This is a genomic window from Nitrosovibrio sp. Nv4, from assembly GCF_900215485.1.
Lineage (GTDB): Bacteria > Pseudomonadota > Gammaproteobacteria > Burkholderiales > Nitrosomonadaceae > Nitrosospira.
Map to the genome: position 1 here is coordinate 632,346 of NZ_OCMZ01000002.1, position 19,680 is coordinate 652,025.

General features: G+C 50.7%; 20 protein-coding genes and 1 pseudogene. 11 read left to right on the plus strand and 10 right to left on the minus strand.

Features of this window, described 5'->3' with window-relative positions; all coding sequences use genetic code 11:
- Positions 1–172 precede the first annotated feature (172 nt).
- From CRO05_RS11140 to CRO05_RS11155, 4 genes and pseudogenes are all read right to left on the minus strand, one after another.
- Complete coding sequence (locus tag CRO05_RS11140; protein WP_107758433.1) at positions 173–1,921, minus strand: tetratricopeptide repeat protein; 1,749 nt, start codon at positions 1,919–1,921, stop codon at positions 173–175.
- On the minus strand, positions 1,918–2,667 hold the full coding sequence (gene dnaQ / locus CRO05_RS11145; RefSeq protein WP_097067251.1) for a DNA polymerase III subunit epsilon: 750 nt from the start codon (positions 2,665–2,667) through the stop codon (positions 1,918–1,920). Before dnaQ ends, CRO05_RS11140 begins: the two co-directional genes overlap by 4 nt.
- Before the next feature lie 156 nt (positions 2,668–2,823).
- Positions 2,824–3,249, minus strand: a pseudogene (rnhA, locus tag CRO05_RS11150) (ribonuclease HI); the annotation flags it as partial.
- A gap of 20 nt (positions 3,250–3,269) precedes the next feature.
- Positions 3,270–4,046 carry a class I SAM-dependent methyltransferase gene (locus CRO05_RS11155; RefSeq protein ID WP_097067252.1) on the minus strand — a complete coding sequence of 259 codons (777 nt, stop codon included), beginning with the start codon at positions 4,044–4,046 and terminating at the stop codon, positions 3,270–3,272.
- A gap of 163 nt (positions 4,047–4,209) precedes the next feature.
- Between CRO05_RS11155 and gloB the strand changes: the two genes are divergently transcribed.
- The 8 genes from gloB to pgl all read left to right on the plus strand — a co-directional run bounded on the left by gloB (position 4,210) and on the right by pgl (position 11,615).
- Positions 4,210–4,998, plus strand: coding sequence for a hydroxyacylglutathione hydrolase (gene gloB / locus CRO05_RS11160; protein WP_097067253.1), 789 nt, complete (start codon positions 4,210–4,212; stop codon positions 4,996–4,998).
- 406 nt (positions 4,999–5,404) lie between these two features.
- Positions 5,405–6,538: a transaldolase gene (tal, locus tag CRO05_RS11165; protein WP_097067254.1), complete on the plus strand. Its 1,134-nt coding sequence runs from the start codon at positions 5,405–5,407 to the stop codon at positions 6,536–6,538.
- Between the two features lie 48 nt (positions 6,539–6,586).
- Positions 6,587–7,492, plus strand: coding sequence for a phosphogluconate dehydrogenase (NAD(+)-dependent, decarboxylating) (gene gnd, locus CRO05_RS11170; protein ID WP_097067255.1), 906 nt, complete (start codon positions 6,587–6,589; stop codon positions 7,490–7,492).
- A gap of 552 nt (positions 7,493–8,044) precedes the next feature.
- The gene (locus CRO05_RS11175) at positions 8,045–8,476 is read left to right on the plus strand and encodes a hypothetical protein (protein ID WP_339389652.1); all 432 of its coding nucleotides are present in this window, start codon (positions 8,045–8,047) and stop codon (positions 8,474–8,476) included.
- A 573-nt stretch (positions 8,477–9,049) separates the two neighbouring features.
- Complete coding sequence (locus CRO05_RS16040; RefSeq protein ID WP_255405890.1) at positions 9,050–9,184, plus strand: hypothetical protein; 135 nt, start codon at positions 9,050–9,052, stop codon at positions 9,182–9,184.
- A gap of 323 nt (positions 9,185–9,507) precedes the next feature.
- Complete coding sequence (locus CRO05_RS11185) at positions 9,508–10,029, plus strand: hypothetical protein (RefSeq protein WP_235001404.1); 522 nt, start codon at positions 9,508–9,510, stop codon at positions 10,027–10,029.
- 369 nt (positions 10,030–10,398) lie between these two features.
- Entirely contained in the window at positions 10,399–10,803 is a 405-nt protein-coding gene (locus CRO05_RS11190) for a DoxX family protein (RefSeq protein ID WP_097067257.1), read from the plus strand.
- A gap of 110 nt (positions 10,804–10,913) precedes the next feature.
- Positions 10,914–11,615 (plus strand): 6-phosphogluconolactonase, encoded by a 702-nt coding sequence (gene pgl, locus CRO05_RS11195; protein WP_097067258.1) that lies wholly within the window; start codon positions 10,914–10,916, stop codon positions 11,613–11,615.
- Positions 11,616–11,699: 84 nt separating this feature from the next.
- On the opposite strand, the gene CRO05_RS11200 is transcribed toward pgl, so the two are convergent.
- Positions 11,700–12,341 carry a metalloregulator ArsR/SmtB family transcription factor gene (locus tag CRO05_RS11200; protein ID WP_097067943.1) on the minus strand — a complete coding sequence of 214 codons (642 nt, stop codon included), beginning with the start codon at positions 12,339–12,341 and terminating at the stop codon, positions 11,700–11,702.
- 274 nt (positions 12,342–12,615) lie between these two features.
- Here CRO05_RS11200 and CRO05_RS11205 point away from each other — a divergent pair, with 274 nt between their 5' ends.
- Entirely contained in the window at positions 12,616–13,044 is a 429-nt protein-coding gene (locus CRO05_RS11205) for a hypothetical protein (RefSeq protein WP_097067259.1), read from the plus strand.
- Between the two features lie 67 nt (positions 13,045–13,111).
- On the opposite strand, the gene CRO05_RS11210 is transcribed toward CRO05_RS11205, so the two are convergent.
- Positions 13,112–13,894: an N-acyl homoserine lactonase family protein gene (locus CRO05_RS11210; RefSeq protein ID WP_097067260.1), complete on the minus strand. Its 783-nt coding sequence runs from the start codon at positions 13,892–13,894 to the stop codon at positions 13,112–13,114.
- Positions 13,895–13,978: 84 nt separating this feature from the next.
- Complete coding sequence (locus tag CRO05_RS15555; protein ID WP_159462730.1) at positions 13,979–14,155, minus strand: hypothetical protein; 177 nt, start codon at positions 14,153–14,155, stop codon at positions 13,979–13,981.
- Positions 14,156–14,611: 456 nt separating this feature from the next.
- On the opposite strand from CRO05_RS15555, the gene CRO05_RS11220 reads away from it, so the two are divergent.
- A complete protein-coding gene (locus CRO05_RS11220; RefSeq protein WP_097067262.1) occupies positions 14,612–15,109 on the plus strand; it encodes a VOC family protein in 498 nt (165 codons plus the stop codon).
- Positions 15,110–15,294: 185 nt separating this feature from the next.
- Here CRO05_RS11220 and CRO05_RS11225 read toward each other — a convergent pair whose 3' ends face one another.
- Both CRO05_RS11225 and CRO05_RS11230 read right to left on the minus strand, forming a co-directional pair.
- A complete protein-coding gene (locus CRO05_RS11225; RefSeq protein WP_097067263.1) occupies positions 15,295–15,705 on the minus strand; it encodes a nitrosocyanin in 411 nt (136 codons plus the stop codon).
- Positions 15,706–15,842: 137 nt separating this feature from the next.
- The gene (locus tag CRO05_RS11230) at positions 15,843–17,237 is read right to left on the minus strand and encodes a 3'-5' exonuclease family protein (protein WP_097067264.1); all 1,395 of its coding nucleotides are present in this window, start codon (positions 17,235–17,237) and stop codon (positions 15,843–15,845) included.
- A 290-nt stretch (positions 17,238–17,527) separates the two neighbouring features.
- Between CRO05_RS11230 and CRO05_RS11235 the strand changes: the two genes are divergently transcribed.
- On the plus strand, positions 17,528–18,631 hold the full coding sequence (locus tag CRO05_RS11235; protein ID WP_235001405.1) for a sensor histidine kinase: 1,104 nt from the start codon (positions 17,528–17,530) through the stop codon (positions 18,629–18,631).
- A gap of 399 nt (positions 18,632–19,030) precedes the next feature.
- Here the strand turns inward: CRO05_RS11235 and CRO05_RS11240 are convergent, their stop codons facing one another.
- A complete protein-coding gene (locus CRO05_RS11240; RefSeq protein WP_235001406.1) occupies positions 19,031–19,603 on the minus strand; it encodes an SRPBCC family protein in 573 nt (190 codons plus the stop codon).
- Positions 19,604–19,680: the final 77 nt, after the last annotated feature.

Below are 19,680 nucleotides of genomic sequence, written 5' to 3' on the forward strand. Positions count from 1 at the left end.
CGTCCAGCTCCCCGCGTCCGCTTACGGCACTGGTGCCATTGCATAAAGTATCGAAAGCTAAGTAGTACGCTTTGAGTTCAGTCCTAACGCATAATTTGAGCCATGCTTCTTACAATACAATATAGAGGTTACGTCTATCATAGGTGCCATCGACCCAGTGCGCCCCTTTACATCAACTCTGCTGCATCCCATCTTTGCCCTTGTTTTCCAAAAAATTTGCATAGCTATCCAAAATAAGCCTATCTTTTGGATAAACTTTCAGGGCATGCTTATACGTCAGCTCGGCAGCGTCCCACTTTGTGCGCTTATCTGCCAAAAAATTTGCATAACTATTCAAAACATAAGCGTCTTTCGGATCAGCTTCCAGCGCGCGCTTATACATTACCTCGGCAGAATCCCAATCCTCGCGCTTGTCTGCCAAAAAGTTTGCATAGAAACCCAAAGCAAACGCGTTCCTTGGATTGGCGTCTAGGGCACGCTGGTACATTTCGTCAGCGGCAGCCATATCATTGCGTTTGTTTGCCAGGAAATGAGCATAAGTAGTCAAAACATGGTCGTACTTCGGATCGGCTTCCAACGCTTGCTTGAACATTCCCTCGGCTCCGTCCAAATCCTCGCGCTCGTCTGCCAAAAGGCGAGCGTAGTTGCCTAATATACGTACGTCCTTCGGATTGGCTTCCAACGCTCGCTTGTACGTTTGCTCTGCACCGTCAAAGTCCTTGTAATCATTGGCAAGGAAGATGGCGTAATTATTCATTAGTTCAATACTTGAGGGCAACACTTTAAACCCTTCAAGATAGATATCCTTGCGTCTCTTTAGATCAGCTTCGGCACGAGCCCGCATCACCCATGACCACCAGTTATTCGTATCTTTGAAGGCATCTGCCAATACCTCACGGGTTGCCTGCTGGTCAACATTGGGGATATTGGTTGCTGTGCTAGTTTTTTGAAGATTTTCTGCCTGTTCACGATAGCTTTCGGCCCTTTGCTTGCCTCGTTCCTCAATACGGCGGGAAATTTTTGCCATGTCAAAATTGGGAATAAGTTTCGCCGCTAACCGCAACATGAATTCGTCGAAACCCGGTATCGCAACCATTACTCCGTAATGCTTTGCCAGTAATTTCTGCACCGCCGCTGACGGACGAGAGTCGGTTTGATAGCACCAGATTATCCGGCCGGCAATATCCCCGGGGTTCAAACTGCTCAAAAACCCCATCAGGCTCCCATCGTTACCGCCGTAACCAATTACCAACGGCATATAATGCTTAAACAGCCGGGTGAGCGCATCTGTCCAGCCTTTCTCAAGTGTACCCACGCCCGCCGTGTCATTTTTGGGGTGAAGAAACAGATCGCGATGTATCTTGGCAACCAGCGGTCTGCGCAACGCTGCCCGAACATAACCTGTGAGCGATTCGTGGCCGACGATCAGCGGCGGTTTGTGAGCATGAATGGCTAAAGCATCTGCTACCAGATTGTCGAAATTAGTTGTGACAACGACCTTGTGCCTGGTCTGTTGCATGATTTCCGCCAGCAATGAATAACCGAGGCTTGGTTCTTTGCCATCCATAGCCGCTTCAAGCGCAGCAAATCCAGCTTCAGGATCGCCACGAAAACGACGTTCAAATATTAGGGGATAGAACTCAGCCGCGCAGTCCCATGCAAGACCGCCAATTCCAAGCGCATCGGAGGCTATCCATGTATCACGATCGGAACCGTCGTGACATTCGCGTATATGTAACTCATTTAGCCAGTTCTCCGCCATTATTTTTCCGCTAGAAATACTAGAAGAAACAGAGGCCCCCGAACCTAGCAAAAATGCAATGGAACGGTCCGGCATGCATTTGTCGAGACTCGCTACTTCATCGAGGGCACCTGCTACAGTCCACTCAAGCGGAGATTTTGCCGAAACCATCTCACTCATATATCAACAGGACTTTTAGTAGACAATGGACTTAAAGGAGCAGGTTTACACGGATTTTCCAGCCGCCTCCACAAACACTTGCCCTTGCTTTCGCGTTCGATGCTTTCCAGCTGCTTCGCGTGGGCTTCAAGTTCTTCGTCAGTGGCGGGCAACACTACCAAATGCAAGTCACGCAAGCTGATGGCAAATTCGAGCGCGGAGGGAGGCTCCAGATCCATCAGCAAACTGTCTTGTCCGCGCGTCATGGCTAGATAAACTTCCGCCAGCAACTCCGCATCAAGCAGCGCGCCATGTAATGCGCGCCGGGAGTTGTCGACCTGATAACGCTCACAAAGGGCGTCGAGATTATTTCTTTTGCCGGGATGCAAATCCTTCGCTATTTTCAAGGTATCGGTAACCGAATGGCAGCAATCATTCAGTGGTGGCAACTCAGCCAGTCCCAGTTCATGGTCGAGGAATGCCACATCAAACGCCGCGTTGTGCATGATGAGTTCCGCTCCCTCGATGAATTCGAGCAACTCGTGCACAACATCATGGAATTTCTGTTTGTCCTGAAGAAATTCGGTGGTTAATCCATGCACCTGCAATGCGCCGTCCTCGATCTCGCGCCCGGGATTGAGATAACAGTGAAAACGGCGGCCAGTCAACCTGCGACTCAGCATTTCGACCGCCGCGATTTCGATGATTCGATGGCCGAGCCTGGGTTCCAGGCCGGTGGTTTCAGTGTCGATAAAAATCTGGCGCATGTTTCTGGTTCCCGTTCCTTTCTATTTCCATTCCGCGTGCAAAGGCTTTCTATTGTATTTCTTGATTTATTCGTCGATTCCCTGATGTTTCTTGTCACCCGCCAATGTTGAATTCGTGCGAACCGATTCCACTCGAATCAATTCCACGGAAGAATTTTCCAGCACGGACTGCACTCCGCAATTGGCAAGCCGATCCGCTTGTTCGTTGCCATCATGACCCGAATGACCACGTACCCACAGCCATTCGATTCGATGGCGCTGTGCCAGCAGATCGAGCTCCTTCCATAGATCGTCATTTTTCACGGGTTTTTTGTCGGCAGTACGCCAATTGCGCTTTTTCCAGGCGTGTATCCACTCGCTGATGCCCTTCTGCACGTATAACGAGTCCGTGTGCAGGCGCACCTCGCAAGGCTTCGTCAGTGCTTCCAGGGCACGAATTACCGCAAGCAGCTCCATGCGGTTATTGGTTGTCAGCTTTTCTCCGCCGAATATTTCGCGCCTTCGCCCATTGTATTGCAACAACGCGCCCCAGCCGCCGACACCAGGATTACCCTTGCAGGCTCCGTCAGTATATATCTCCACTACTCCGGGTCGCTTCGCGTTCACTCCTTTCCCTGCCCGGCGGTCCTGCTGCGGGCGGCCCTGCGCGGCTCACTGGTTTCGGCAGCGCCCTTGATTTTTTGTGCTACGGGCGCCATGCTTTTTCTCCTGGCACGCACTTCTTTCCACTCGGGCTTGATGACGCGCATGCCATGAACGCGCTTGACTGCTGTCAGAAAATACACGCCGCCCGAAAATCGCCACCAGCGGCTGCCTGCGGTCTCCATGAAGCTAAACCGCTTCAGCCATTTTTCCTGGCTGAAGGGTGGCGCATAGCAGCACAGCCGGTCTTCGGTAATTTCAAAATCCAGTAACGTCAACCAGTCTTTGAGCCGGGGTAGCGCAATGAAATTGCCGCGCCAGGGAAAATCGTCGTGCGGCGACCCGAATAGCCCTCGCACACCCCACAGGCTGCGCGGGTTGAAGCCGGAAACAATGACATGGCCCTCAGGCATCAGGACCCGTTGGACTTCACGCAGAATCTGGTGTGGATTCGCGCTGAATTCGAGCATGTGGGGCATCAGCACCAGATCGATGCTGTTGGTTTCAATCGGCAGAAAATCCGGGGCCGCCAGTACGGAAGCGCCCTTTTCTGTCCCCGCGCAGAACTGTAGCGGCATGCGATTGGCCCGCAGAAAATCATATTGCGGAAATCCAATTTGCATGGCATTGTAACCAAAGACGTCCGCCACGGTCTTGTCAAAATAGTTTTGCTCCCGTTCCAGCAGATACTGGCCCAGGCAGGTTTCAAACCATTTTCTTTTGCTTTTTACTGGCATATATAATGTCTAGGACAGTCGAAATTCAACCAAGCTCCACGAAATCAACCAAGCCGATCAGATCAAGAGTTGATAGTATTTATTAGACCGATGAACATCACCGTCGGCATCGACTTCGCACCTGATTTTTTTTACGCTGAATAAGCATAAGCCGCCAATTGCCATGACGCCGCATATCGTTCCGGTTCGCGCATTTGCCGATAATTATATCTGGATCATCCGCGATCATTTTCACGCCGCTGTGATTGATCCGGGCGATGCCTCGCCGGTGCTGGATTACTTGAGGCAGGAAAAGCTGCAACTCGTTGCGATTCTCAACACCCATCATCACAATGATCATGTGGGTGGAAATGCTGGGCTGTTGCGGGAATTTTCAGTGCCGGTTTATGGCCCTGAGCACGAATCCATTCCCACGCTCACGCACCGCCTCAAAGAATGCAGTGACAAAGAGAGCGCCGAAGACTGCGCCTACCTTCCGGAATTCTCGCTCAGCCTGAGGGTGCTTGACATCCCCGGCCATACTGCCGGACATATCGCGTATTATGGCGCAAACCTGCTGTTTTGTGGTGATACGCTATTTGCCTGCGGCTGCGGCCGATTGTTCGAGGGTACGGCCAGGCAAATGGTCGATTCATTGGAAAAACTGGGCGATTTACCCGATAAAACGCTAGTCTATTGCGGCCATGAGTATACACTCAACAATATTCGCTTCGCCAGAATGGTCGAGCCAGGCAACCAGGCGTTGATGGAACGCGAACGGGACGTTGAGAAACTGCGCAAGCAGAATACGCCCACCCTTCCTTCCACCATCGAAATGGAGAAGGCCACCAATCCGTTCCTCCGCTGTGACGAGCCGGAAATAATCCGGAATGCCAGCAGGTATTCCGGCAAACCATTAACGGACCGTGTCAGCGTATTTGCGGCGATCCGCGATTGGAAGAATCATTTCTAGTCAATATTTTTAGCCGCTTCCACACTCGTTGTCGTTACGCTATCGCGACTTGTTTTGCCATAGGTGATTGACGCCTCCGCGCCCGCGGCCTTCAGTTAGTTGATGTCCCTTGATGTCCTTGTCTTAAGACTGTTTTGCCCGGGGATACTTATCCGCGTACCATGGCCCTTTGCATTGGCATGGATGAAGCGGCTGATCCGTTGAATGATCCGCGACTTGTATTGTCCCATCATTATGCTTTACTTCAGGAGATGCGCGCGAGCGCACCGCCAATTGCGAAATAAGGCACGTCAACTCCCCCGCGGGTAGTTAAAGTCCTGAACAGTGGTATGGTGCTGTCCACTGCATAGAAATATTCACCGCGGTCATTTGCAACAGTGCCCATCGCTAGAGGAGGATAAATTACATGAATCCACTGGAACAGTTATTGCAATGCGGCCAATCCATTTGGCTGGATTCGATCAGCCGCGATCTCATCAATAGCGGAGAATTGCAGCGTCTGGTAACTGACGACAAGCTGCGCGGCCTGACCAGTAATCCCACTATTTTCGAACAGGCCATGACTCGAGGTCACAGCTATGACGACGCGCTGCGGCAATTGCTGCGTGCGGACGACAAACAAAGCGACAAGGCGCTGTTCGAGGCCTTGGCGGTCGAAGATATTCGCATGGCCGCCGATGTGTTGCGGCCCGTGTATGATGAAGCGGATGGCGGTGACGGCTATGTCAGCTTCGAAGTCTCGCCACATCTCGCTCACGATACGGCGGGCAGCATCGCGGAAGCACGGCGGCTTTGGCAGGCTGTGAAACGCCCCAATCTGATGATCAAGATTCCTGCCACATCCGAGGGTATCCCGGCGATAGAGCAATTGATCAGTGACGGCGTCAATGTCAACGTCACGCTAATGTTCTCGCTACGGCACTACGAGGCGGTCGCACATGCATATATGGCCGGGCTTAGCCGCCAATCCGCAGCGGCGCCGCGCGGATTGAACGTCTGGCCTGTTTCGGTCGCATCATTTTTTGTCAGTCGCGTGGATGTCCTGATCGATCCCCTGCTGGAGAAAATCGGCACGCCGGAGGCGCTCGCTCTCCGCGGCAAGATCGCTATCGCCAATGCCAAGCTTGCTTATCAGCGCTTCCGAGATATATTTTATGGCGAACCGTTTGCCGCTTTACGCGCTAAAGGCGCTCGGGTGCAGCGCCCGCTGTGGGGGAGCACGGGTACCAAAAACCCTGCATATTCCGATGTGCTGTATGTAGAAGAGTTGATCGGTCCGGATACTGTTAACACCGTTCCGCCCAAAACCCTTGCGGCATTCCGCGAGCATGGACGCGTGCGTGAAACGTTGCTGGAGAATATAGCGCAAGCGAAGACAGATATTGCGCAGTTGGAAAATCTGGGGATCGATCTCGAAGCCGTCACTGAAAAACTTCAAAATGACGGTGCGGCGGCTTTTGCCGCATCCTATGACAAGCTGCTTGCCGAACTGAAAAACAAACGGCACGATATTCTCGCTACGTGCAATCACCCGGCCTGAACACTCCGGGCTGTCCTTTAACAATCAAGAATACCTAAAGGAGAAACAATGGACCTTGGAATGATCGGTATGGGCCGCATGGGCGGCCCCATGGCGCAAAGGCTGGCTCGCGACGGGCATCGGGTAACCGGTTTGGCTCGAACGAGGGAAGCGTTCAAGCAGTTGGAGGAACAAGGTATTGTGCCGGCGGGATCACATGAAGACCTCGTCAGTAAACTGAAAACGCCGCGCATCGTCTGGCTGATGATTCCCGCGGGCGACCCGGTAGACGAGACGATTGACATCTTGTTACCGTTGCTGGCCTCCGATGACGTTATTATCGATGGCGGCAACTCGAATTACAAAGATACCCAGCGCCGCTCGCGAATGCTGAAGGAGAGCGGGATTCACTATGTGGATTCGGGCACCAGCGGCGGCGTATGGGGTCTCAAAAATGGGTACAGCATTATGGTGGGGGGCGATGACGAAGCGGTTGCGCGATTGCGTCCCATCTTCGAATCCCTGGCGCCAGCGTCCGATAAAGGCTGGGGTCACGTCGGCCCGAGCGGCGCCGGGCATTTCACCAAAATGGTCCATAACGGCATCGAGTATGGCTTGATGCAGGCATATGGCGAAGGCTTTGCGATCATGCGCCATAAAAAGGAATTCAACCTGGATTTGCACCAGGTGGCTGAGATCTGGCGCGACGGCAGCGTTGTGCAATCATGGCTGCTGGATTTGACCGCGGCCGCGCTGGCGGAAAATCCTGACTTGGAAGGCATTGCCCCATATGTATCGGATTCCGGCGAGGGACGCTGGACCGTCGCCGAGGCAATCGATCTCGACGTCGCCGCACCGGTCATTACGCTGGCATTGTTGCAACGATTGCAATCACGCGATTCCGAATCGTTCTCGAATAAAATGCTGTCGGCCCTGCGCAACCAGTTTGGCGGGCACGAGATGAAGAAGGGATAATGCGCTTCGGGTAATCTTCAGCCACTCGTCAGGCTGGCGCCAAGGTCATCACCAATCCTCGCAGAGCCTGGTCGGGTTTCGCCCGGCACTATCTCTTATCGTCGGGCAGAGCCCACGGCCTAGCTACAGTTACGGCCATGGCCGGCTATGGCTGGCAGAAGCGGGATAAATACCCGTATGCAGGATGCTGGGCCTCAGCAGCGGGAGCGCACCTTTCAGCGAAAAAACAAGGATCTAAGCGTGCGCAGGAAATTCTTGCGCTTTAACTCTTTTCCCATGAGCTGAATTATTGCTTGTCACTTTACTGATCCGGGAACGCCGAATGAGCGTCCATCCGAGTTCTCGACACCTTTATTAAACAAGCCTCAATCAAGCGCCATTAACTTTGGAGGGCTCGTCCGCAAAGTTGATAAATATCAGCAAAAAGATACTTTAAACATAAGTAAGTTGACAAAGGGTCAATCTTCACATATTCTTCACATTAAGGACGTTGGAAATAGTTATGCGGGAACTTCGCGATTTCCATCGACCGACGAATGCTAGAGAGGTGTGATGATGAATACGAAAAATATTGTTGCAACTTTATCCCTGCTGGGTTTATTTGTTGCGTTGAGTCCATCCGCAGCGGTCGCCGAGGATTTCGGTATTCATGCGCTAGCTCACAGCGCCGCCACACCAGGCGATCACGAGGCTATGGCAAAATACTACGAAGACTTAGCCACCCAGACGCAGGAAAAAATTCGGGAACAAAGGCAGTTGCTTGAGCATTATGAGGATAAAAGTTATCTCTATGGCAGACAGGCCCAGGATCTGCAAGCTCATACGGATGCGTTGATACACAAGTATGAGAAAGAAGCAACCGCCAATATTAAAGAAGCTGCCTTGCATCGTCAGTTAGCCTCGAAACTGGAGGAGAACAGTTATTCCGCCGCCAGGCTGAGTGCCGTTGGGCCATCTCATAAAAATACGGTTTCCGAGGAATAAAATCTGTGGAAATGTACAGACGTCCGTATATTGTCCTTATTGTTTAGATACCTGCAGCAATTCTCTCCATCGTCGGTCCTATCCCTGATTGAGGTGTTTTAACCCGCGAGAACTGAACTGTTCGTTCAGCGCCCTGTTTTCAGTCCACCTTCCCAGATCACTCGAGCCGTTCGCGATGTAAGCCCTGCTGTATCGATTTCCGCTTTACATGCGGGCAGCCGGTAAATTTTCACTGATATACCTGCCCTCCCCGTTCCATCTCAAGGTAATTTCTCTCTTCCAGCGGAAACCTGCTCGAAGACGAATTTAATTTTCTAGCGCCCTGCTGGCACCAATTGTGAAGAAAACGAACCGCAATAGGATCGGCGCTGGCGCGACATCAAGGTGATCAGATAAATCGCCATGCTATCGTTGGTGGCAACGATCATTTCAATGATTATTGTCAATATAATTCTGTTGACAAAGACCCTGTTTTTCACATATCCTTCACACCGTACTCACAAATTCTTCACAATTGAAGATCGGAATAAAAGCGTAGCTCCGTAAGTCCCATCAACTAAACGATATAGAGGTATGATGATGAAAACCGGAAAATTCGTTGCTATTTTTTATCTCGTCGGTTTGTTGGCCGCGATGATCACGTCTGCATCCGCTGCAGACATTGAGGCAGCACCTCAAATGCAACAATCCGAAGCGATCCAGAAATAATAGCCAAATATTGCTTTCTCCGCAATAACGGCAAAGGCAATGTATAGGTTCTCTATACATTGCCATTTTTTCATATCTTTCCACCGATTCTGTCATTATTGCTCACGGCTCAGCCTGAGCCAGGCCGGTCAATAAATTTCTTCCTGATCAAGCTTGCTGCCATGCTCAAGCGGGGCCATGGGAGATTGCCATCCTCCTTTTTTCCCCGGGATGAGCAGCCCATCACTTTAGACATATTAATATTGACGAAGTCTTGCTCATCTGATATCTTCCAATCATGGACATACTCTAGCCAAAACTCTCCGAAAGCTCCGATGCTCCATATGGCTGAAACTGAAAATCGAACGCTACAGCGCGGCATGATGAAGATGGGAGATATTTTTGCTGCTCTGCCCATACTCGTCCTGTTGGCGATACTAAGCCCGCCAGCTGTCGCTGCCGGTAATTCGGCTACCCAAAAACCTGTGGACAATGTTGCTAGCCGTAGTAACCACGAGTCCATCGAAAAATACTATGAAGAAGAAGCCAGGAAAAGGCATGAGGTCGTCGCCAGATACTACGAAGACGAGGCCGTCAAGATGCAGGCAAAGGCAGGGGAATTAAAGCTATTGCTTGAGCACTATGAAGAAAAAAGCTATCTCTACGGTAAAAAAGCTCAGGATCTGCAAGCACATACCGAGGCGTTAGTGCGAAAGTATGAGAAAGCCGCCAGGAAGGACGTAGCAGAAGCTGCCTCTCACCGGCAAATTGCCTTGAAACTCAAGGAAAAAAATCAGACTGCGTCAGCGGCGGGAAGGCTCAGTGCTTTTAATGGATTTCGGCAAAATAGCGTTTCGCCAAGATAATAGTCCGACCTCGACGGTTCAAGAAGACAGAGCGCAGGAAGTAGCAGTGCTATAGCTTATCTGCTGCCTATGCGGCGTCATCCCGGCGTTTGATTACTGAAATCAATATACAAATCAACCTGCGCAGAATGGTCAGCTCGTTCAATTCCAATTAGTCGAAACCTGATCGATGATTATCCCATTTCAAAACGCCGGACTCGCTCGCGCTCATCCAAACGCATACACCTTCCGAAATTAGATTCCAACCCGTGCTATTCTGAATATAGTCACGCAGGATTCGGGTCTGAAAATGGAAACGACAGGCCGTATCCATGACTAAAACCTCGGCGATAATTCTACTGCCCTGATCGTCGTACTCCAGGAGAGCACATGCACCGCCTATTCCACAATGATGATTTAGGCAAATTGATCCTTCGCGTTACAGTGGGAATACTGATACTGTTTCATGGCATACATAAGATACTCAATCCTGGCTCTCTCGACTTTATCAGCAAACAACTCACAAGCATTGGCCTACCCCAGGGTCTTGCTTATGGCGTTTATGCTGGCGAAGTCATTGCACCCTTGATGATTATTTTTGGCGTTTTTTCACGCTTCGGCGGTTTGCTGATTTTCGGTAATATGGTCTTCGCGCTTGTGCTGGCGCATCGCAGCCAGTTATTTACGTTAACGGCCACGGGCGGTTGGGCACTTGAATTGCAAGGCTTTTATTTATTTTCCGGCCTCGCGGTATTCTTCCTCGGCAGTGGCCGGACGGCAATTCGTCCGGACTAGCGTTTCATTGCTTTAACAGCTGGGCTGAAACGGGTTAAAATTAGCGTAAAATTGGGATTTTTCCCGCCATTGTTTTTTAAAGAAAAACCAAGAACAGGTAATCTGCAACCATGAATCCCACCCACCCGGAACGATGCCGATGGCATGAATTCGCCGATTTGCCAGCATTGCAGGAAGCGGCACTAAACGCCGTTCTCGATAGCGCGGCCAGGGCGATAGAGGAACACGGACGTTTTACCCTTGTCCTTTGCGGGGGCGAGTCCCCCCGAGGGCTTTACGAGCGGTTGCGGTCCGTGCCGACTGACTGGTCTGCATGGCACATCTATTTTGGTGACGAGCGCTGCATGCCCCCAACTGAATCCGAGTGGAACTTTAGAATGGCTGGAGAAGCTTGGCTCGATCACGTGCCGATTCCTGCCAGTCAGGTACACGCAATACCCGGCGAGATACGCGCCGATAAAGCGGCTGACGAATATGCGCAAACGCTGCGTGGAGTGGGTGTATTCGATCTGACTTTGCTGGGACTTGGGGAGGACGGTCATACGGCGAGCCTGTTCCCCGGCAACGAATGGGGAGCTGCGCCTGACTCACCTGACACACTGGCGGTTTTCAATTCGCCCAAGCGTCCACCACAACGGGTGTCACTCAGCGTTGCGCGACTGAACCGCTCGCGGCAGATCCTATTTCTGGTCAGCGGAAAATCAAAGCATAAAGCGGTGGCAAGATGGCGTGCTGGCGAGAAAATCCCTGCGCAAGCAATTGTGGGGGAAGCGGGTGTCGATGTGCTGGTAGAATCCGCGTTATTGGCGTAACCAAAGGGCTGAGAGATTAAACGCAGTCAAACGCGAGGAAATCAGGAAGCAGGACAAATAGGGACAAAAAAAAAGGAGTAGAAGCTACTCCTTTTTTGGCAAGAATCTGAATCGACAGAGATCTCCTCCGCGGGCCATGCATTCATGATGCTCAACCTTACTATCGGTAAATGTTTCCATCAGACCCCTGTCCAAATGGCAGATTTCAATATCTTTAACCGCCATCTGATGAAATACACAGTTATCGGCTTCAATTACGGCCTCGCCGCCGGGTAAAGTCGCATTTTTTGCATTGTAACCGAGCTGATCCATGACTTCGGCAAGCTTCTCGATCTTTTCCTGCTGTGTATTCAGCCCCGGATACTGGCCGCGTATCTGGTGTGCTATGCCTGCGCCGATCTCAGCCAGGCGCTTGCCCATATTTTCGGCACCTTCTTCACGCTGAACCGACGCTACCACCAACTGTGCAAGCCAGGAGTATTGTCGCGGAAAACTTTCCTGACCACGCTCCGTAAGAACATAAAGCTGTTGTGGGCGACCTCCACCCGATGGGCGGGTAGCACCAGCCGTTACCAGCCCGGCGCCCTCCAGAGATGAAAGGTGCTGTCGCACCGCGTTTCGCGTAATTTCAAGCCCTTTCGAGAGTTCATCCACACTCATCCCCGGCCTGGTTCCGCGCAGCAACTTGAGCAATTGCTTTTGGCGTTCACCTATTGTATTAAGCATTTGATATGCCTCCATTCCTCCCGCTACATTAGAAATCGCAAGCACCCTGATTATAGAGCATTTGTCGCTTGTTACCCCATGTTAAGACACTTTAAACATAAAATAGTTGACAAATTACCGCTTATTCCTTACAATTTTCCCATAATTGAGTGATGTTGCGATTTTCATCTGCTTTACCTTAATTCTACCTCTTTTCATCCTACCCCACTGTTTTATTTATATTTTCCGGTATTTTTTGCTATAAGTCCTCTTCGATTTTAAAGGAAAGTACGGCATGAAAACAAGGAAATTTTTTGCGGCTTTATCTCTCGGTTTACTGGCTGCGTGCGCTCAGGTGAGCCCGCATGAGGCTGTCCATAACACAAATGTGCGCAAGGCTGCGCAGAGCGCCAGAACCCGCAGCGATCATGATGCTCTGACCAAATATTTTGAAGATGCCGCAAGAGAAATGAAGGCGAAGGCCGAGGAGCAAAAGCACTTGCTTGAGCATTATGAGGAAAAGGGCTATCTCTATGGCCGGCAGGCTCAGGATTTGAAATCGCATACTGCGGCGTTACTTCGTAAATATGAAGCAAATGCAGAGGAAAACATAAAAGAAGCCGCATTACATAGGCAAATGGCGCAGGAACAGGCGAAGCGTGATTTCGCCGCTCATCAGGGTCATGTTGTGGATGCTGCAAAGCAAGGCTCAAACCCCAACTGAGCAATCGCCAACATAACTGACAAACATGGTTGGGTGAGTCCAGTTTAGCTGAGACTCGCTCGACTCCTCAATCCCTCCAAGCCGGGAATCCCGGTAAGCTCAGAAAGAAATCCATATCATGATTGGGCCATAGCTGGGCATTTTCTTCGCGCGCCAGCGCCTTAAGCTTATGGATACTCGCCAGCGCGAGTGCGTCGTTATCCTGCCAGCAGCATCCGGGAGCAATTTCCTCGACCAGATTCTCTCTCAGATCGGCCGCATCCCCGCACAAGACGACTGGCCGACCTCTTTGTAACTCGATGAATAGCGACATGTGCCCGGCGGTATGTCCAGGACTGGCGATAGCATGCACTCCCGGTGCAACCAGATATTCACCTGTTTTTTTCCGCCATCGATCCGCATTTACCAATTCATCTGCAAACACGCTCCCATCCGATCCAGTCCGCGCCGCAGCCAACTCATCGGTCTGGATATGTACTTCGCAGCCCCCTAGATCGCAGACGCCGCCTACATGGTCAAAATGCAGATGACTGATAAATACGACATCTATATCGGAGGGATCGAGCCCCAGTTGCATCAGATAGCGTGGGATTTGCTGCCCTTCCTGCATACTGGGCGGCTCAACCTGGGGACGCATGGGACTGAAATAGCTGGCGCGCAAAGCCGGATCCGCCAGCTTGCGGTAATCACAGCCTACATCATAGAGAATGCGGCCATTTGGCGTTTCGATCAGATAGGCGAGGATTGGAGCATCGATTAACTCGCCATGACCACGGTTGCGTGTTGAAAGTGTCTTTTCATAACGAAGCGTGCCTGTGAGCAGCGGCCAGATCCTCAGACCGCGAGACATATTAATTTCCCCTGCTGTAACTGCCGTAATGAACTTCTATCGATGCACGAGTCGATCAAGGAAAAATCCCGCCATCCGCTCATCTTAATGATGGTCTGGCTGGGAGATCGACTCTTCCGTAGCGCTTGAATTGTGCGTCATGCCGGATATCAGGTGAGCGGAAAAATTCATTGCAAAAGGCACAAGCAGAATTACGGCCAGCATTACCAGCAGGGCCGCGTTAGCGCTGATTCCAATTTCGCCACGTGCGATTTTTTTCAAAATCCATATAGCCAGCCAAAGGAATCCAATCAGGACTACGGAGCTAATGATTACTAAACTGTTATCGGCCATGGTTCACCAAACTGGATCGGTAATATGGTACCCCATCCACGTTGATCCCAGAATATCTGGCGGTTGAATTGTCACGATTCCGGATGCAGCGGCGAATAGGTTCATCGTCCCTTTATCTATCGACGTCAATGCGGCTCCATACTGATGCTGGCTTGAACATGAATCAAGCCTGACAGAAGATCTGAGAGTGAAAGCGCCAAAATTGTCATGTTATGCTATCCATCGCAAATTGGTCTATTCATTCGAGGAATGATGGAATGATCAGCATTGCCAAAGGTATCTGGTATCGCGTTCCCGTGACAAGGGATATCAGGATGTTGCAGACGATCAACTGGTAGCAGAGTCATCCTCACCCGTTATCAGTTCCGACTTGGAGAAAACGTCATGGAAAGCACTCAAAAGATTACGCCATGTTTGTGGTTCGATGATCAGGCCGAAGAGGCAGTGGAATTTTATACCGGTATTTTTCGAAATTCAAAAATCCTGAATATTTCCCGCTACGGAGAAGCAGGACATGAAATACACGGGAAACCAGCAGGAACAGTAATGACGGTGACATTTGAACTCCAGGGGCAGGCATTTACCGCCCTTAATGGCGGTCCGGCGTTCAAATTTAATGAGGCGATCTCGTTTCAAGTCGATTGTGAGACGCAGGAAGAAGTGGACTATTACTGGGAAAAACTGTCTGAAGGCGGAGATGAAAAAGCGCAGCAGTGCGGTTGGCTCAAGGATAAATACGGCGTTTCCTGGCAGGTTGTTCCCGGTATTTTGCTCAAGATGCTAAATGACCCTAATCCGGAAAAGTCGCAAAGAACCATGGAAGCAATGCTTCGCATGAAGAAGATCGATATCGCTGAGCTGAAGCGCGCCTCTGGCGGATAACTTTGGCTGACAGAGTATGGCATTCGCCGGATTGCAGCTCTCCCGATAACTTGTCATCGCTCTTCCCTATCAAGCCAGATTGAACTGGAAAAGAAAAACCCGCCTTTCAGCGGGTTTTAACAGGGCATGAAGCTGCCTGTTTCCATGCGATCCTGCTACGTCTTCCTGGTTTCCGTAAGATCTCTTTACTCGATGACGTTCAGGGAGCCGGGCAGGTGGATGTTCTTGGGGTGGAGCTGGCACCAAATGGTGAAGGCGCCGGCCTTGTCGGCTACGAAGCTGATATCCTTGGTTTCTCCCGCCTTGATGACTTCTTTGATTTTATACTCGTCAATGGAAAATCCCTCGCTGATAGGCGATTTGTTGTTTATTGTAATCTTTACCGAGGTCCCCTTTTTAACAGTCAACGCCTCGGGTTCATTGAGGACATTAAAAGCGCGAATATTTTTAACTGTCACGCCTTCGACCTTAAGCTCCGGAATGGTTGTGTCATAAGCGTTAATAACTACCGTAAATTTCTGTTCCGCTGCTTGGGCGGTCCCTGCCAACAGCAACCCAAAAGCAAGACTCACAAACATCGTTTTGGTTATTTTCATCGTTACTTTCCTTTATTCAAATTGACGTTTTAATGAAATGGCATCCAGCGGTCAATACTTTAGATTGGATAGTGACGGATGTCAATGGTCAGCGCTTCTGTCTTCTCTTCCAGGGCTGCCGATGAAAATCCCTATTCTTATAAAGGGATTACCGAAGCGTTCTTTTTCAGGCACCGCTGCAACAGCTTGTAGGTATCAGGATCGAAACCCGACATTGAGCGTGTCTCCAGTACATCTTCAAGCCCCCTCTCGTCTCCCACTGTTGCGAGATGGCACCAGCTCTCGAAGACATGAACCTCGGTGCGATTTGATGCCTCATCGTGTTCACGAATCCCGATCCTGCCTCCATAGGGCCAAGTCTTTAACCTGAAGGGGACCAGCGCCTGCTTGAGGCGCAGATAATGCAACTCGGGCTTCTCCTTGCCAGCGCATACGCCATCGCAGCGTTTTAGCTGGTAAGCGAAACAGGCGCCTTTGCCACTTTCAATCCCGATTACCCTGGGGCAGAGCCTGTTGTCTCTTGCAATGGCTGAAAGCGCTTCCGTGGCGGCCTTTTTCGATCTGAAGAGGCCATAGAGATGCTCGAAAACCTCCGGGTAAATTTCATCCCTGGTCACGATGTTTACCAATGGAATCTGGTTGAGGCCGTTTGCCAGGCTAAGCGAGAATAGATTGGGGGATCTGCGCAGAACACGGTTATAAACGGGCAGGCGTTCCTTGATCAGCCGCGATTCCAGCAGCAGCGCACCCAGTTCTCCAGCCGTCCCGATCCATTCAACACGGCGAACCTCCCGTCCGATACGCATGTCGTGGCTGGAGGAATGATCTCCACTGAAATGAGACATCACGCGAGATCGCAAGGTGACACTCTTGCCGATATAGAGAGGCAGATCGTTTTCTCCATAGAAGAGATAGACACCGGGACTATCCGGTATCTCTTCCAGGAACGCCGCATCCAGCCCTGCCGGCAGACTTGGCTCCCTCAAAAGCGAAGCAACGGCTTCAAGAATGCGGGCTTCTCCGAGTTCGCGCCTGGCTGCCTCCAGATAGGCGACCACCAGTTCCACATCACCCATGGCACGATGGCGTGCTTGCGTGCGGAGTCCATGCCGCTGCATGATTGCATCCAGCCCATGCCCTCTGTGCTGGGGATAGAGCTTGCGCGATAGCTTGACGGTGCACATGACCTTTTGCCTTAGGACGGCATCAAGGCGCCTGAATTCACTCTTGAGAAAGCCATGGTCAAAGCGCACGTTATGCGCTGCCAGTACTGTCCCCTCAATGTAGCCATAGAGTGTGTGCGCCACCTCTTCGAACGTCGGGGCATCCTTGACCATCTCGTTGGTGATGCCCGTCAAGCGGGATATGAAGGGCGGGATACTGATTCCCGGATTGACCAGTGTCTGCCAGCGCTCTGTTTCAATGCCGTATTCAAACCGGATCAAGGCAATTTCGGTAATGCGGTCATGGAGAGGAGTACCCCCGGTGGTCTCCAGATCCAGGATGACGTAACTGGGCAGGTTTGAAAACATTACTTGTAGTCTTTACGTATGTTAAAGAGTAACCAATCGGCCACCAGTGGCTTGCCCGGATATGGTCGAGCAGTTTTATGCTCAGGATGTATACCGCTGAGAGGCATTAACAGTGGGTATGGCTCTGGTCCTGCTTGAGCCGATTATTGAAGGGCAGTGTAAACATTTATGGTTACAATTACATAACTTGTCATTTTCAATGATTATTACAGATAGAGAGGCCCTTTATTGTGACTCTGACTACCGATCAAAATCTCAACCCTGAAAAACTTTCGCCAACCGGGAGAAGAATGCTGGAGCTTCGAGATGAGGTCCTATCGGAATGGGTAAAAAGGGTTCGGCAAACCATCAAAGAAGCCGAACGACTGCCTCACCCAGCCCTGATCAATACCTTCCCATTCCTATATGACAACCTTGCAGAAGCCATTACGCCGGACTACCCCAGGACGCCAGGGGATGAAAGCAACACTGTAGCTACTGAGCATGGCGGCGAACGCGCGCGACTGACCAACTACAACGTTCATTCGGTTGTATCAGAATATCAAATACTGAGATGGTCGATCTTTGATGTTTTAAAGTCGAATGATGTTCAGCTCGACGATAACGAAGTTTTTCTGATCAATGCTTCTATTGATGTATCGATACGCGAAGCAGTAAATGCTTTCGCTCTTGCGCAAGCAGCGCTGCGCGAAAGATTCGTCGCAGCTCTTACGCATGATCTGAGAAATCCATTATCAAATGCGCACATTGCTGCCCAATTAATCGAGCAGTCGTCGGATTTAGCCAAGATAAAGGAATTTGCGGGACACATTGTAGCCAACCTCAAGCGTATGGATGGGATGATTCGGGATTTGCTCGATTCCGCCAGATTCCAGACTGGAGAACGGCTACAGCTTCGTCTCGAGGAATTCGACATGCAAGAGGTCGCAAAGGAAGTATGCGCACAATTCTCAGTCATGCACGGAGCACGTGTTCAACTCATTGCCGAGGCAGCCAGAGGCTGTTGGGATCGAGAGGCAATCAAAAGGGCCATCGAAAATCTTATTGGCAACGCGCTGAAATATGGCGCTCCTGACACTCCTATAAGGATCAAAATCGATTCGTTACACGAACGCGTGATGCTGACCGTGCATAACGAGGGAGAACCCATACCACCGGAACAAATGGAGAGCATATTCCAGGTATTCCAAAGAGCAGGCGCTGCAAGCCAAGGGAACAAAGAAGGCTGGGGAATAGGCTTGCCCTATGTCCGTAGTGTTGCAGAAAGCCATGGCGGGAGTATTGGAGTCGATAGCTCGGTACATCGCGGAACGACTTTCATGATAGACATTCCAGTGGATGCAAGGCCCTATCAGCATACCCCAACGCTCGAGGGAAATAGGAAGTCGGATTGATTCCGCATGGCAGACGCGCGCTCGAAAGTCAGGTATTAAAGGTGGTTCGGGTGTTCAAGATGGTCCTCACCTCTGCGTCCAAGAAAATAATTAGCGTTAAGTATTGACCCCCGGACAGTTAAGGTGTTAACGGGAATGCGGCCTGCTAACACCCCCTTTTGTTCACTTTGCGCTTATATCTGTTTTTACGGGTATCACCGGCATGGGAGTGTTAGCTTCAAGTAAATCCTTCTCGATTTTCGCGCAATTTCTATCCTAATAGATTGCGGCTAGTCTCTTCCCCTTGGATTGCATTGTGCCCCTGCATCGGGACGAAGTAAGCGGCTATAGTGCCCATCCTGTCGGTGGAGGCTTCAATATTCAAGGCAAAGAGAGCAAGCGAGCGAAAATCCAAGACCATTAGTGCCGACGAAACGACGCCCTCTTTCTCCTGATTATTTCATTTCGCATTTCATGGAATTGCTCCCGCATTTCATGCTCGATGAAGACCTGTCCCACTGCCAAAGGAAACCAGATCTCCGGAATTGTATCAGTGTGATGGATAACACGGGTTTGTGCGCCTTCATGGATCAGATAAGTAGTACCTTCCATCTTGCGCATGTTGCCACTGATCAGGTGGGTCCGAATTTTATCGAAGGGCATCAGCCTGATTTCCCGTGTTGACTTGAACGGATAGCTGATGGGCCCGTAAGTTGCAGCACCGCGCTGAAAAATCGTAATCGTATCTCCAGAAACACTGGCAACCTTGCTCTCCCTTAAGTTGGAGACAAAATCAGCCATATGGTCAAAGTCAGTCAGCACGGCCCAGACCTCCTGCTGTGTTGCTGGAACGGAAAAAGTTACATCAACAATAATGCTTTCCCCGACCATTTTTACCTTGACTTCAATATCCCCACCTTCGGGCGAATCTGCTAGTGACGCTGTCGTAAATAGCACGGACCAAATGAACAGCAAGAGAGAAGCGTTTCTCATCGGCATATAGGCAATGTCACAACACAAATACAAGGGAGGGAACCGGGTTACTTGCTCGTGGAATATAGGAGGGAAAT